10 protein-coding genes are annotated in these 15,242 nt (G+C 42.0%); all 10 read left to right on the top strand.

Annotated elements, in window-relative coordinates:
* Positions 1 to 12: 12 nt before the first annotated feature.
* The 10 genes from ACWPWY_RS08280 to ACWPWY_RS08235 all read left to right on the top strand — a co-directional run bounded on the left by ACWPWY_RS08280 (position 13) and on the right by ACWPWY_RS08235 (position 14,591).
* Complete coding sequence (locus tag ACWPWY_RS08280; RefSeq protein WP_454191240.1) at positions 13 to 2,571, top strand: DUF5696 domain-containing protein; 2,559 nt, start codon at positions 13 to 15, stop codon at positions 2,569 to 2,571.
* Positions 2,568 to 3,479 carry a carbohydrate ABC transporter permease gene (locus tag ACWPWY_RS08275; protein ID WP_454191239.1) on the top strand — a complete coding sequence of 304 codons (912 nt, stop codon included), beginning with the start codon at positions 2,568 to 2,570 and terminating at the stop codon, positions 3,477 to 3,479. The genes ACWPWY_RS08280 and ACWPWY_RS08275 overlap by 4 nt, the downstream gene beginning before the upstream one ends.
* A gap of 17 nt (positions 3,480 to 3,496) precedes the next feature.
* Positions 3,497 to 4,447, top strand: a complete 951-nt coding sequence (locus tag ACWPWY_RS08270; protein WP_454191238.1) for a carbohydrate ABC transporter permease — start codon at positions 3,497 to 3,499, stop codon at positions 4,445 to 4,447.
* Between the two features lie 116 nt (positions 4,448 to 4,563).
* Positions 4,564 to 6,762, top strand: coding sequence for an ABC transporter ATP-binding protein (locus tag ACWPWY_RS08265; protein WP_454191236.1), 2,199 nt, complete (start codon positions 4,564 to 4,566; stop codon positions 6,760 to 6,762).
* The gene (locus tag ACWPWY_RS08260; RefSeq protein ID WP_454191235.1) at positions 6,755 to 7,252 is read left to right on the top strand and encodes a DUF1854 domain-containing protein; all 498 of its coding nucleotides are present in this window, start codon (positions 6,755 to 6,757) and stop codon (positions 7,250 to 7,252) included. Before ACWPWY_RS08265 ends, ACWPWY_RS08260 begins: the two co-directional genes overlap by 8 nt.
* Positions 7,253 to 7,279: 27 nt before the next feature.
* Positions 7,280 to 9,601, top strand: coding sequence for a glycoside hydrolase family 95 protein (locus ACWPWY_RS08255; protein WP_454191234.1), 2,322 nt, complete (start codon positions 7,280 to 7,282; stop codon positions 9,599 to 9,601).
* Between the two features lie 150 nt (positions 9,602 to 9,751).
* Positions 9,752 to 10,777 carry an endo-1,4-beta-xylanase gene (locus tag ACWPWY_RS08250; RefSeq protein WP_454191233.1) on the top strand — a complete coding sequence of 342 codons (1,026 nt, stop codon included), beginning with the start codon at positions 9,752 to 9,754 and terminating at the stop codon, positions 10,775 to 10,777.
* A 99-nt stretch (positions 10,778 to 10,876) separates the two neighbouring features.
* The gene (locus ACWPWY_RS08245) at positions 10,877 to 11,695 is read left to right on the top strand and encodes an alpha/beta hydrolase (protein ID WP_454191232.1); all 819 of its coding nucleotides are present in this window, start codon (positions 10,877 to 10,879) and stop codon (positions 11,693 to 11,695) included.
* 38 nt (positions 11,696 to 11,733) lie between these two features.
* Positions 11,734 to 13,116 carry an ABC transporter substrate-binding protein gene (locus ACWPWY_RS08240; protein WP_454191231.1) on the top strand — a complete coding sequence of 461 codons (1,383 nt, stop codon included), beginning with the start codon at positions 11,734 to 11,736 and terminating at the stop codon, positions 13,114 to 13,116.
* Between the two features lie 1,286 nt (positions 13,117 to 14,402).
* Positions 14,403 to 14,591, top strand: coding sequence for a hypothetical protein (locus ACWPWY_RS08235; RefSeq protein WP_454191230.1), 189 nt, complete (start codon positions 14,403 to 14,405; stop codon positions 14,589 to 14,591).
* The last annotated feature ends 651 nt before the right edge of the window (positions 14,592 to 15,242 follow it).

The following is a 15,242-nucleotide window of genomic DNA, read 5'->3' as shown; positions in this document are numbered from 1 at the left end:
AGAGAGATAAATATGAATTCCAAAAATGCACTTATTAGTATAGGCCTCGTTTGCTGCCTGCTTCTCAGCAGTTGTTCCGGTACGAATTCCGCTGATCCGGTCAGCGCAAATAATACGGAGACCGAGACGAAAACTTTTGATCAGGGTAAGCCACTGACAGCTTCCTTCACAGATTCCCGCGCTGCGAATATGAAAGGAGTAGCCGAAAATGATGCACTAAGACTGCTCATAGACGATCAGTCTGGATCGGTGGCTGTCATTCATAAAGCCAGTGGTGAAATTTGGTATAGCAATCCAGCTGACCGGGATACCGATCCTCTGGCCGCCGGGGTTAATAAGAGTGAGTTATCGGCGCAGCTGAAGCTTCAATATTACAACTCATTTGGTCAAGTGAATGCTGTTAACTCGCATACCGATGCCGTGATGCATAAGCAAGTGAATTTTGAACCGATGGATCAGGGAGTTAGAGTAAATTATCAATTCGGAACGAGTGCCAAGTCAGCAGATGATATGCCGCAGAAAATAAGTAAGACTCGTTATGAGGCGCTTCTCGCTACATTAGATAAAACAGGACAGCGGGCACTCATGCTGGTATACACAGAAGAAAGTGATAACGGAGTTTATGTTCGTAATGACGGCGCGTTAAAAGGTCTTCAGCTCGAACGAGCACTCAAGGCATTTGAAGACGCAGGGTATACGGAAGAAGAACTAGCAATCGATATTGAAGAAAACAACTTAGATCAAACCAAACCAGAACCTCGAATGTTTCTCGCTTCTATTGAATATACGCTAGACGGTGACAGCCTTATCGCAAAAGTACCTGCTGATCGAATTGAATACCCAGAAAAGTATCCTCTCGGAACGTTATCGCTGCTTAGTTATTTTGGAGCAGGTAGCTCTCAGGAGGAAGGTTCTCTTTTCGTACCGGACGGGTCGGGAGCGCTCATTCATTTTAACAATGGAAAAACGCAGTATCCTGCTTATCAACAGCCGGTTTATGGTACAGATAAGACAATGGATCGAACGGAAGATGCGTTAAGTACGGAAGCCATAAGATTGCCAGTATTCGGCATCTTGCGGGAAAACTCCGCATTCCTCGGTATTATTGAAGAGGGAGCACCCGCAGCAACGGTTAATGCGGATATCAGCGGCAAAGTAAACAGTTACAACTATGTATATCCAAGCTTTACCGTACTGAATAAGAGAGACTTGACCTTGGATGCGAACGGACAGCAACGCTCTATTCCTTCCTTTCAACAGCGACCGATGGCAACCGACTTTACTATTCGGTATGCGTTCCTTGGCGGCAATCAAGCCTCCTATCCAGGAATGGCAGCTTATTATCAACAATATCTAGTTCAGCACAATGGACTTCCACAAACAGAACAGTCAGAACAAAAGTCGGACAATATCCCGTTTTATCTTCAACTGATTGGCAGTATTTCAAAACAAAAGCATTTTGCAGGCATTCCTTATCAGGCATTAGAACCTCTAACTACGTTTGAGCAAGCTAAAGACATCATTACCGAATTACAAGAACGTGAAATCCGTGACATTAAGCTAAGATATTCAGGATGGTTTAACGAAGGACTCAATCATAAGGTACCCGATAAGATCTCGGTTGATCAGGCGATTGGCGGCAAGGCAGGAATGAAATCATTCGCTTTGTTTGCAAAAGAACAACATATTTCGTTATTTCCGGACGTCGCCGTTTTAATGGCCAATTCAGGTTCTAGCTTTAATGAAGCAAGAGAAGCGGCAAGAACGCTGAAGGGAGATCCTGCAACATTGTATCCTCTTGACGTAGCTATGGGTCGCCGGGATTCTAACAGCCTGCCTTCATACATTATTTCTCCAAAGACAGCAAATGCCTATATGGACGACTTACTAAAGCAATTTCAGAAATATAACTCAAGCGGTATCTCACTGCGAGATCTGGCAGATGTACTTAACAGTGATTTTCGTAAAAACAAACTCATTGACCGGATAGAATCAGAACAGCTATCCATACAATCTTTTGAAAAAATACGAGCATCGGGATTCGATGTTTTGGCAGAGGGCGGAAATGCTTATACACTTCCCTACCTCACAGATATTACGAATGCGCCGATGGTGAGCAGTAAATTTAAGATTGAAGATGAAGAGATTCCATTTTATCAAATGGTCGTGCGTGGATACATTGATTACACTGGCGATCCTTATAATCTATCAACATACACCGATGTGAAGCCATATATTTTGAAAAGTTTGGAATATGGGGCTAATGTTTATTTTGAATGGATTCACGAACCGAACTACAAAGTAAAAGATTCAGAAGATAGTCATTTATATGCCGTGAATTATGAACTTTGGATGGATGAGGCTTCCGATATCTACCGAGAAGTCAATGCAATCCTGAAGAATGTTAAGAATGAAAGCATTACTCATCATGAGAAGCTCGCTGACGGTGTGTTTCGGACAGAATATAAGAACGGGTTATTTATTATTGTGAACTATAATCGCTCTGCCGTTACATTCGACGGGCGAACGATCGAAGCCGAGAGTTATGTGACGGGTGGTGCAGATTCATGAAGCTCTTTATGAAGCTTGGACTGAAAGAACGAACATACGCACAGCAAAAAGCATTTTGGGGATTCATCTATGTCTTGCCATGGGCACTGGGTTTCATTTTCTTCTTTATGGTGCCGTTACTATCTTCACTCAGATACAGTTTCAGCAACGTTGAAGCAAATTCAGCAGGGATCTCCATAACATTTGCTGGAATGAAGAATTATATCGAAGCATTAACGGTCAATACGAGCTTTAACCGTACATTGACGGAAGCGGTTATTAATATGGTGGTCAATGTGCCGCTGATCGTCATCTTCAGTTTGTTCCTGGCGGTTCTCTTGAATCAGAAATTTGCTTTACGGTCGGTAGCCAGATCTATTTTCTTCTTACCCGTAATTTTGTCTTCGGGTATCATTCTGAGTTTAGAGAGCTCAAGTCTGGTTCAAGCGATAAATGATCAAAGTCAGAGCACAGGTATTCTAAGAGGGTTTAGCAGTTTCGAACTTTCTAATATGATGCTTCAGGCGGGTGTCAGTGAGACGATTGTGGATTATTTGACCGGAGCTGTAGACCGAATTTATCAGATTGTCAGCCAATCAGGGGTTCAAATCCTCATTTTTCTGGCAGCGATTCAGACCATTTCGCCCCAGTTGTATGAAGCATCGAAGATCGAGGGTGCTACAGGGTATGAGGCTTTTTGGAAAATCACGTTCCCCATGGTTAGTCCGATCATCCTGGTTAATATGATTTACACGATTATAGATTCCTTCTCTCGTAATGCGCTTACGGATCTAATTCGCAACACGGGTTTCGTGAATTTTAATTTCGGTCTTAGCTCGGCAATGGCCTGGATTTATTTCATGGCGATAGCCATTATCCTACTGATTAGCACATATCTCGTATCTAGAAAAGTCTTTTATCAGGATTAGGAAGAAGGTGGGTAAAGATGATCTTTTCCCGGTTTATATCAATTGACAATTGGAAGAAATGGATATGGATAATCGTCCGGTTTACACTAATTATAGGATTGTCGTTTGTCATCTTGTTTCCGATACTTCAAAAAATATCAACGGCAATTAAGCATCAGAACGACTTGTATTCTCCGATTGTTGTGTGGATACCACAGAATTTCACGCTTGATAATTTCATTAATGCCATTCAGATTATGGACTATTGGGAGACCTTACTGAATACATTTGCATTGTCGGCAACAACGACGATTCTGACGGCGATTTCATGTGCATTTGCTGGGTATGGTTTTGCCCGTCTGAAGTTTAAGGGAAGCAATCTGTTATTTGCTGGAGTGATCTTGACGATACTCGTTCCTCCGACAACGATTCTAATTCCTATCTATCTAAACTTAAAAGATTTTAATCTCATGGGGATTATTCCATTATTTACAGGTGGCAAATCCATTAATCTGCTCAACACGTATTGGCCGTTTATTCTGACATCGGTAACAGCGAACTCGCTTAAGGCTGGATTATACATCTTTATATTCCGTCAGTTTTTCAGAGGTATTCCTCGAGAGGTGGAAGAAGCAGCCTATATCGATGGTGCAGGGGTAGGTAAAACATTTACTCGTATCATGTTACCGAATGCGGTTCCCGCTATTATTACAACGCTTTTGTTCTCTTTTGTCTGGCAATGGAATGACAGCTTTTTTACGACAACGTATTTGACTTCAAGCAAGGTCATGTCGACCCAATTGTCTTCACTGCCTTATAATCTAGCAATCGAACTCTCAGGAGGTGACGCTTCTAAAGCGGACCCATTCTATTTGAGTATGGTGCAGGATACCGGCATTCTGCTTGCGATTTTACCGCTTATTATCATTTATTTGTTTGTTCAGCGTTATTTTGTTGAAAGTATTGAAAGAACAGGGATTGTCGGATGATTCAATAGGATCTTCCCGAAAGGAAGCGTCTTGCCACTCGAAGAGCTTGTGCAAGGCGCTTTTACTTGTTCAAATTACAGGTCTAACTCAATAATCATTCTTGTATGGAGGGTGCTATGTCCTATTATGATCAGATTCCGAAGTCTATTGCGAAGCAGTTAACAGGAGAAGTGCTGTTTAGCGCAAAAACGGACCTGCTTCGAAGCGGTAGTTTTGGTGAGCAATGGATTGTGGTGACAGACGATGTGATCTACTTGTGGGGAACGGGGGATTTACCGGAACAAATCATATCCTTGTCAGAAATCAGTCATGCGAGAACGGCAAAAGGGATCGGCGGAGGTGCACTGCTTGTTGATACACAGGAAGGACCTATAGCTATTGGTCGGTACACCGCTGAACTTTCATCTATATTTGGTTTCGCAGCGAAGCTGATTGAAGCCCTTGTTAAAGAAGAGACGATACCGATTATTTCAGAGAAAGATCTGCCGCGGCACTGTCCAACATGTGAATTCCCGCTTGGCGAGGGGACACAGGTTTGCCAGTTTTGTATGAATAAAGGTCAGGCGGCAGCAAGAATACTTCGTTATGCAAAACCATATCGATTGAAGATGGGAATCGCTGCTGTTCTGCTCATTCTTACCACACTTGTAGAACTAGCACCGCCCTATTTAATAAAACTAATTATAGATGATGTACTTCAGCCTAAGGCTGCGATCTCGACACTTCTCTTCTTCGTATTAGCGCTAGGGACCACAACCGTTTTGATGACCTTAATGCAAACTATTCGTGGTTATATCGGCATTTGGGTTGGCTCGAAGCTGATGGGCGACATTCGTAATGATATTTATAGTTCTCTTATGAGGTTGTCACTCGCCTATTTTGATAGAAGGCAAACCTCTCAGTTTATCGGCCGAGTTAATAGTGATGCAGAATCCATGCGCCAGTTCATGACAGATGGTGTTATGTATGTCAGTGGCGAGATGCTGCGAATCGCTGCTATTTGCGTCATTATTTTTAGTTTGGATTGGCAACTGTCCTTGCTTGCTTTACTGCCAGTTCCTTTCATCATCATTGTATCTGTTACCATCTGGCCAAAGGTTGGCCGAAGGTTATATCAGCAGTGGCGTTCCATTTTCCGTCTTAACACGATGGTTGGAGAATCCATGCAAGGGATTCGGGTGGTGAAGGCGTTTGGACGCGAAAATGAAGAGATGACTCGCTATGATCACGCCAATCTGGAAGTGATTCGAAATAATATTAAAACGGAAGGACTGTGGCAGTTTATTTTTCCTGCTTTCCAACTCATTGCTGGAGTGGGGACGCTGCTGATTTGGTATTACGGAGGGGGAAAGGTTCTCGGAAACGAAATTCAGTTAGGCGTACTTTTGGCGCTCGTTACTTATCTTGGGATGTTATTCGGGCCGCTGCAATGGATCAGCCAAATGGTGAGCTGGGCGAGTAATGCGTTCACGGCCGCTCATCGTATATTTGAGATTATGGATACACCGTCTGAAGTACCTGAAGCCAGTAATCCTGTACCGATAAAAACAATCATCGGCGATGTGGATTTTGAGCAAGTGACCTATGGGTATGAAAAGCATCATCCTGTACTAAAGGACGTAAGTTTACAAGTGAAAGCAGGAGAGATGATTGGACTCGTCGGTCATTCAGGCGCCGGAAAATCAACATTTGTTAATTTAATATGCCGGTTCTATGATACGGATGAAGGAACGATTCTTATTGACGGTGTACCTATTCGCCAGATTAGTCAGCTTGATCTTCGTAGACAAATCGGCGTTGTATTACAGGAAACCTTTTTGTTTGATGGTTCGATTTCGGATAATATCGCCTACTCCAAACAAGATGCAACACCTGAGGAAGTTATGCGTGCGGCAAAAATCGCTAACGCACATGATTTTATTGTTCGATTGCCAGATGGCTACGATACGAGAGTAGGAGAAAGAGGACATAAGCTGTCTGGCGGAGAAAAACAGCGTATCGCGATCGCACGAGCAATTATCCATGATCCGCGAATACTTATCTTAGATGAAGCTACGGCCTCTGTGGATACAGAAACGGAAAGACAAATCCAAGAAGCAATCAATCGGCTCGTGCAAGGCAGAACTACATTTGCTATTGCTCACCGCCTGTCTACTCTTCGGAATGCTGACCGATTGGTTGTCCTGGATCGAGGCAAGATTGCCGAGGTCGGAACACATGAGCAGCTGCTCAATAAACCGGATGGAGTATACCGAAAATTAGTCGATGCGCAGAAAGAAATGTCGCAGATTAGGGGAGTGGGCGTGAATGGCTGAACATTTTGATATTCGGCTGCTTCGGCAGGAAGATATATTAATTTCGAGAAACAAGGGAGGGGTCATACAGGGTACTGTGAATGAAAAATATTACGAAGAACTTATTGTTTATCGATGTTTCCCGTTTCAATATGATTCTTCCTATATCTCCATTCGAAATGCCCAGGATGAAGAACTTGGCATTGTCCGCGAGATTGGGGAGCTGGACAAGGAAAGTGCATGCGTACTGAAAGAAGAGCTGGAACTTCGTTACTTCCTGCCAAAAGTAACACGCATCGATCGTGTGAAGAATAAATCGGGTTTATGGCTATGGGAATTACAAACGAACTTAGGGCCGACTCGAATGGCGATGCGAAATCTCCATGAGCATCTTCTATACCCAGGAGAGGGCTGGATGATTATAACAGATATGAATGGTAAACGATGTGAAATTAAGGATTGGCGGATGTTAGATTCTCACAGTCAGAAACAGCTTCAAGAAATCATTTAATCCTCATGATGAAAGGGGTACGAATCGATGAATGAAACGCTGAAACTATGGTATGAAAAAGCTGCGGATAGCTGGAATGAAGCACTCCCGATTGGAAGTGGAAAACTCGGAGCTATGATCTTCGGACGGACTCATGTGGAACGAATCCAATTGAATGAAGATTCCATATGGTCTGGAGGACCAATGGACCGTAACAACTCTGATGCGCTTCCTAGTCTCCCTAAGATTCGCCAGTTGCTTAACGAGGGACGTCTTAGCGAAGCGGAAAAACTTGCTGCAATGTCCTTATCTGGATCGCCGGAGAGCCAGCGCCACTATGAACCACTAGGTGATCTTACTATAGAATTTGGTCATGATGAATCCGAAGTTGTTAATTACCGGAGAGAGCTTGACCTTGAGCGCGGAATCTCTTCCGTACATTATGAATGGCATGGTATACGTTACGAAAGAGAGCATATAGCGAGTTTTCCTGATGAGGTCATTGCTGTGCGAATCAAGGCGGATCAAACAAGAGCGGTATCGTTCAGACTCCGGTTTACACGGGGGCGACAACGATTCATTGATAGTCTACATACGGAAGCAGACGGCCGACTTATCATGAAAGCCGGAACGGGAGGGGAGGACGGAATTCAAATAGGTTCAGTCGTCGAAATACAAGTTAGCGGGGGAAAGGTCACAAACTGCGGTGAGTTCCTCCTTGTTGATCAAGCAGATGAAGCCGTCATTCTCGTCTCAGCAGGAACAACCTATCGATATGAGAACCCAGAAACCTATTGTCGAAATACAGTTAGAGAAGCTAAACAAAAAGGTTATAAACAATTGCGGCTAATGCACATTGCTGACTATCAACGTTTGTTCAAACGAGTCTCCCTAACGTTTGCTATGCCAAGGGAAGCTCCTGTCCACCGGCCTACGGATGTGCGAATGGCTGTATTTCAGCAAGGAGTGGAAGATCTCGGTTTAATTGAACTCTATTTTCAATACGGGCGCTACTTGCTTATTTCGAGTAGTAGACCGGGCTCATTACCTGCCAATTTGCAAGGGGTTTGGAATGAACATTTTACACCGCCGTGGGATTCCAAATATACAATTAACATCAATACTCAAATGAATTATTGGCCGGCAGAAATGTGCAATCTAGCCGAATGTCATGAGCCTTTGTTTGATTTGATTGAGAAGATGCGTCCGAATGGCCGAGAGACAGCACGCCGAATGTATGGGTGCGGTGGGTTTGTTGCTCATCATAACACGGATCTATGGGGAGATACGGCACCTCAAGATATTTGGATCTCTTCGACAATCTGGCCTATGGGAGCAGCGTGGCTATGTCTCCATCTATGGGAGCATTATAGCTATACATTAGACCGAGCTTTTCTCTTGAAATCATATGAAACAATGAAGGAGTCAGCGGTCTTCTTTCTGGAGTATTTGATAGAAACTTCGGATGGAAAGCTAGTCACTTCCCCATCTGTCTCGCCAGAGAACAAATATCGTCTACCAAATGGGGAGACAGGTGCACTATGTATCGCCCCTTCCATGGACAGCCAAATCCTTGACCATTTATTTGGGGCGTGTATTGAAGCAGCGGAACTGCTAGATATCGATCATGCACTGCGTGAACGTTTTGCTACAGTACGATCATGTCTGCCACAGCCGAAAGTTGGTCGTCACGGGCAGCTGCAGGAATGGATGGAAGACTATGAAGAAGTGGAGCCGGGTCACCGGCACATCTCACATTTATTCGCACTTCATCCCGGCTCTCGAATCACTCCGCGAAGTACGCCAGAGTGGTCTGATGCCGCTCGTGTGACGTTACATCGCAGGCTTGCTTTTGGAGGAGGACATACGGGATGGAGCCGTGCTTGGATTATCAATATGTGGGCAAGACTCCGCGATGGAGAGGAAGCTTATCGTAACATTACAGCCCTATTACGTGATTCAACACTGCCGAATCTGCTAGATAATCATCCTCCGTTTCAAATTGATGGGAACTTTGGCGGGACAGCCGGTATTGCGGAGATGTTGCTGCAAAGCCATGAAAGGATCATCGATTTGCTTCCTGCCTTGCCGCAAGCATGGACATCAGGGACGGTTTCCGGTCTGCGGGCACGGGGAGGTTTCGAAGTTACGATTCAATGGAACGACAGCATTCTTCTGCAGGCTGTCATCCGTGCAACATCCAGCACAGTATGCCAGGTTCGATGTGAGGGGCATCCCTTAACGGTTAGAACCGAAGCGGGGACAAACATCGAAACCGTAAGGATGGGTGATGTGATTTGTTTTGATACACTTACGAACGAAATCTATCTTATTGGGATAGAAGATCATAGCAATGAAAAAAACCTGTGAAAGTATGGATCTCACTCATTTGTACAGAGAAATACTACCGTTTAGCAGGTTGTTGTAAATAAGGGCAAAAGCTACACTTTTGAGGAGAACAATCTTCCGTATTGCGAAAAGTCTCAAATTTCTGAATCAGTATAGAGGGGGTCAGCAAAATTGGCAGATCAGACAGTCGATCAAAAAGTATCCATACCAAAACTCCATGAGGTTTATAGGGAACTGTTTCACATTGGAGCAGCAGTCAATCCGATGTCATTAATTAATCAAAAAGATTTGTTGTCACAGCACTACAATAGTGTAACGGCAGAGAATGAAATGAAATTTGAAAGAGTTCAACCAGAGGAGGGAAAGTATACATTTGAAAAAGCAGATCGGTTAGTTGCTTTTGCATTGGAGAACAAAATGGCAGTCAGAGGTCATACACTTGTATGGCATAACCAAACCCCGGATTGGGTTTTCGAGAAACATTCGGGAGGCAGAGCTGACCGGGAACTCTTACTTACAAGAATGAAATCACACATCGATGAGGTAGTTGGACGCTATAAAGGAAGTATTTATGCCTGGGATGTTGTAAACGAAGCTGTTTCAGACAGTGGCGAACAAATACTGCGTCGATCCAAATGGCTTGATATTATCGGTGAAGACTTTATTGCAAAAGCATTCGAATATGCACACGAAGCGGACCCAGATGCGCTCTTGTTCTATAACGATTACAACGAATCCGTACCTGAAAAGCGAGAAAAAATAGTTACACTTGTCAAGTCGCTGATCGAGCAAGGGGTTCCCATACATGGCATTGGTCTGCAAGCGCACTGGAACTTGATCCATCCGACGCTGGATCATATAAGGGAAGCAATCGAACGATATGCGAGTCTTGGAATGAAGCTTCATATTACAGAAATGGACGTCTCACTCTTTGCTCATGAAGATAAGAGGACGGATCTGACTGCACCGACAGAAGAGATGCTTGAACTCCAAGCGGAGCGTTACGCCCAGTTCTTCCGATTATTTAAAGAGTACAGTGATCACATCACTTCTGTTACTTTCTGGGGTGCTGCGGATGATTACACTTGGCTGGATCATTTTCCTGTCCGCAATCGTAAAAACTGGCCGTTTCTCTTTGATACACAGCATAAACCTAAAGCTTCCTATTGGGATGTACTTGATGCAGTGCAGTCCTAAGACAACAGATATAGGGATTATAAGATAGATGGATAAGGGACCTGAAAATGTAATGGATTTTGATCAGTAAAGATATCTATTCATGAGAGGAGGAAATATATGGCTGTAATGCAGATCAGCTTCTTCTCTAAGTGTATGAAAAGAGAGGTGACTTTCCATGCATTGTTGCCCCTTGATCAAACGTCAGAAGAGAAATCGAGTTCTAATGAGAACATGAAGGGTCTGAAATCTTTGTATTTACTTCATGGTTTTTGTGGAAGTCATACGGATTGGCTTAGTTATTCCAGGATACGAGAACTTTCCGAACGGCATCATGTGGCCGTGTTTATGCCTGCGGGAGAGAATAAGTTCTATCTCGATAATGAAGAGAGAGAAGAATGGCTAGGGGAATATATTGGCCGTGAACTCGTTCAATTTACTCGGCGTATGTTCCCATTATCATCTGAGCGGAAGGATACATTTATCGGCGGCCTATCAATGGGCGGATATGGTGCCCTACGTAATGGATTGAAGTATGCTGAGCATTTTGGAGGGATTATCGCCTTATCCTCAGCGTTGTTGCCATACTCATTACCAAACATGCGGCCAGACGTTCATAATGGGATCGCTAGTTACGATTATTACAAGAGTGTATTTGGGGATCTCAGCCATGTTCTTGGAAGTGATAAAGATCCGGAGGAGCTAATCCGCTGTCTTAAAAAAGACGAGGTAGATATACCGCGAATATACATGGCTTGTGGTACGGAAGACTTTTTACTTCATGCCAACCAGCGGTTACATCAATATCTATTGAGCGAAGATGTCGATCATACATATGTCGAAACTTCAGGTGCTCATACATGGGATTTTTGGAATGACTATATAGCGGATGCGTTGAAATGGGCTTTAGAATCAAGAAATGAAAGCGCTATATCTTGAGGTGAATCTGAGGTGGCTCAATTTTAGGGGGGATAAACATGTGGATGCGTAAAATGGGAATGCTGCTATGTTGTTTTCTACTAGTGTTCATCGTAGCATGCAGCAGTGCTGGCGGAGGTACGGCTTCGGAACCAGAACCGGAAAATGTAAGCACTGAAGCAGGAACAGAGGCTGAGAATAAAGATAAGGAAGCAGCAGTAGACGAGGAAGCCACCGGGACACCTGAGATGGATTTTGACATGGGCGGACGGACACTTAAATGGGTATCTTGGTACGATGAGTCCGTAAAGGAAGACAACCCAGACAGTATTGAAGTAAAGAAAAATTTGGATGCTCTTATGGAGAAACATAATTTTAAAATTGAATATGTTGTCGTTGATTTTGGTGAATATCAAGATAAAGTGACTGCATCGCTCGTAGCCGGCGAACCGCTCGGAGATATTATCAGGGTAGCTAGACCTTGGATGATTCCGACGCTGGTGAAGCAAGGTTTATTCTCCCCAGTAGATGAATACACCAAGAACGAAAAAGTGTTTATTCAGCAGTATACGAACGAATACTCGCAATTTGAAGGAAGAGGATACGGATTTAGAACAGGAATTAATGGAGCTTCTTCCGGTGTTTTTTACAATCGTACGTTGATGAATCAGTTAGGAATGAAGCCATTACAAGATTATGTTAACGATGACAACTGGAATTGGGAAACCTTTATACAGGTCGCTAAAGAAGCTAACAAAGATTCCAACAATGATGGGAAATTGGATATTTGGGGGCTAGCTACTGCTTCCATTCTTGTTCAGGCTATGGCCGCAAATGAAGCTAACTTGGTTGCCGATGATAAACAAAATCTCGATGATCCAAAAACATTAGAAGTATTAAACTTCTTGTCTACACTTGCCACGGAGTCCGTTGCAAGACCGACAGAAGGAGGAGACTGGACTGAACCAGGACAGTTTTTCCGTCAAGGTAATACTTTAATGGTAGCGAGCAGTGATTATGAAATAGAAAATTTCGCAAAAGATATGCCGGATTATGACATTGGATTCTTGCCGTTCCCTAAAGGACCAAGTGCTACCGGATATCACTCTCACAACACAATACCTAACTATTTAACGGTTCCAAGTGCTATCGAAAATCCGGATCAAATCGTCTATATTTATGAGAAAATGAATGAGTTTGAATCCATGTATGATTATCCGAAACAATCTAGATTCGAGACGATGTTCAGTAATGAGGACGATCTAAACAATGCCCGCAATGCTGGGGAAAGTATTAAAGTTATTGATGATATTACAGGTTACCCTAGCATGCCATATTATGAATTCACCGGTGAAATTCTAGAAGGTGTGTCCGTATCAACGGTTGTTGAGAAATATAAAGAACCGTTCCAAGCGGCAATTGATGAAGTATGGAAAAAGTAAGATAGTGTAAACCATATAAAAAGCAGTCCGAACGGAGTCGATTTCTGACTTAGTGGGGACTGCTTTTTGATTATTTACGATTTGTTTTTTTATATTGCTGTTACCTCTAATCAAATTGTCTAAGCTAATATCCATTTCATCGCTCAGTAAAATTAAATTACTTCCATTGTAAAAGAAACGAATGATTTCAAGTCAGCAACGTTCCGTTGCAATTGAAATTAAATGAAAAATCCGGAAAAACATTTGACTTAGTAGGAGATTCCTATGACCTTCTTCTTGAGGGATATCTTAATTTAAGACCACATTTCTATTTTTATGTGGGTTTTGACGACAAAAATGTGGATTTACAGGTTAGAGTTGTGAAATATCAGGAATCAGCCGCTCGACCAACTGTCTTATAATCCCATTAAGTTAACGGGCAGTATAGTTCAATAAATGTGTGGCTGTGTAGTATACTGAGCCTGAATATTGTTTACATAAAAAAAGCGATACATGAGTTGGACAAAATGGCGGGTATAAGATAGGTTACTATGAAAGTATAACCTAGATGTTTTGTGGATGAATGCGTGTTTGTTAATATGAGCCCCTATTACTAAAGAGTCATTATAGAAATTATATTAATATTGGTAAATTATAACTAATAAGTGTGACGATGACGTGATATACTTCTCTAGTATTATGTAAAGAGCAAAGCTATTAAAATATTTATGGATGGAGTGTCAAGGTGCATGTTGGGATTTACAGGAACTGATACAATTTTTTCTGTTTTATGTATAGTCTTGTTCATTTGTTTTGTTCAGATTTTTAAAAGTCAGAAGCACTACAAGATATATTTATTAATTGCCTGTATAACACTGGCCTTCATTTCGAATAATCTTTACAGAATCTCGCTTCATATCTATTAATTCTTTAATGTCATGTTAGAAGAACTAATGAGCATAAACCACATCTTGGTAGATCCTCTTGGCATGGTTATGATAAGACAGAGGAAGTCGCTATTGGCTATAAGATAAAGTGAAATGCCATTAATATTCTTGCTCCTAAGTTTATTTTCATGTGGTGTCTTATTAGCGACTTAAAGGTGAAGGTAAATATAGTATTATCCTAAATCCGCATAAAAAAAGAGCTAATGACTGCGGCTAGCCCATTAGTGAATTATTTAAAATCCGGAAAATAGACTTGTACAACATATATTTTAACGAGCTACTTCTCACGACATTAGTGTTAGAAGATTACCTTGGTATAGTTGCCTGGGATTAGAACAAAGTAAAGGAGTTTTTTAGAAAATGCATAAAGTAACAATTAAGCCTGGAGAATATGTTGGACCACTGAAATTAGGTATGCCTGAAACGGAAATTAATCATATTTTAAACGATTTAGAATATTCTTTTTCGGTTCTTACAACCAGCTATACGAATTCAAGCTTAACTGAACTTGAAATTTCAAACGATAGAACGATTGCAAAGCAGTCTTAGAAGGGTACAATATCGATTTATTTCAGACAAAAGTGGAAGACTTAATTCCAAAATTAAATGAAATTTCTCCATACGCTATTAATAATTTTTATAGCGAAGGGTGTCAATATGATTTTCCTGAGCTAGGTCTAAGATTGTGGAGAAGTATTGAATTGTATTCGAAGGATGTAGAGAACTTACCAGAAGATGAGAAAGAAGAGCGAGCAGATAAATTATATTTTGAAACCTTCGTAATTTATCCGTCTATTAAATGATATAACGAACTTTCAAGAGCCAATTAGAAGTAATAGCATCTTTAGTATATATAGAAACGGACGAATATGACTTTCACGGATTAAATATTAAACCAAAACCTGTTGATCTAGAGGAAGATGAGACAACAGAACATGATGAGATAAAAGAGACAATTATTCAGGGTATTAGAAATGGGAAATATTCGATATGGATTGCAGTAGCATGGTTTACGATAATGAAATATTTGAAGAGTTGCTACACTGGGGTTAATGTAAGAATAATTAGTTCAGATGAAGATTCAAATAAACACATATTGCACAAATTAGAAAGTGATGTTGAAGTGAAGAAGATTCCGTTAAAGGGCAAATACGCTTGCCAGTTGGCGGCCTCCCTTTTTGTTGTGCAAACCGGCAGGAT

Source organism: Paenibacillus sp. Marseille-Q7038 (assembly GCF_965111595.1).
Note: the sequence above shows the minus strand (reverse complement) of the source record. Positions and strands in the feature narration are given on the sequence as shown.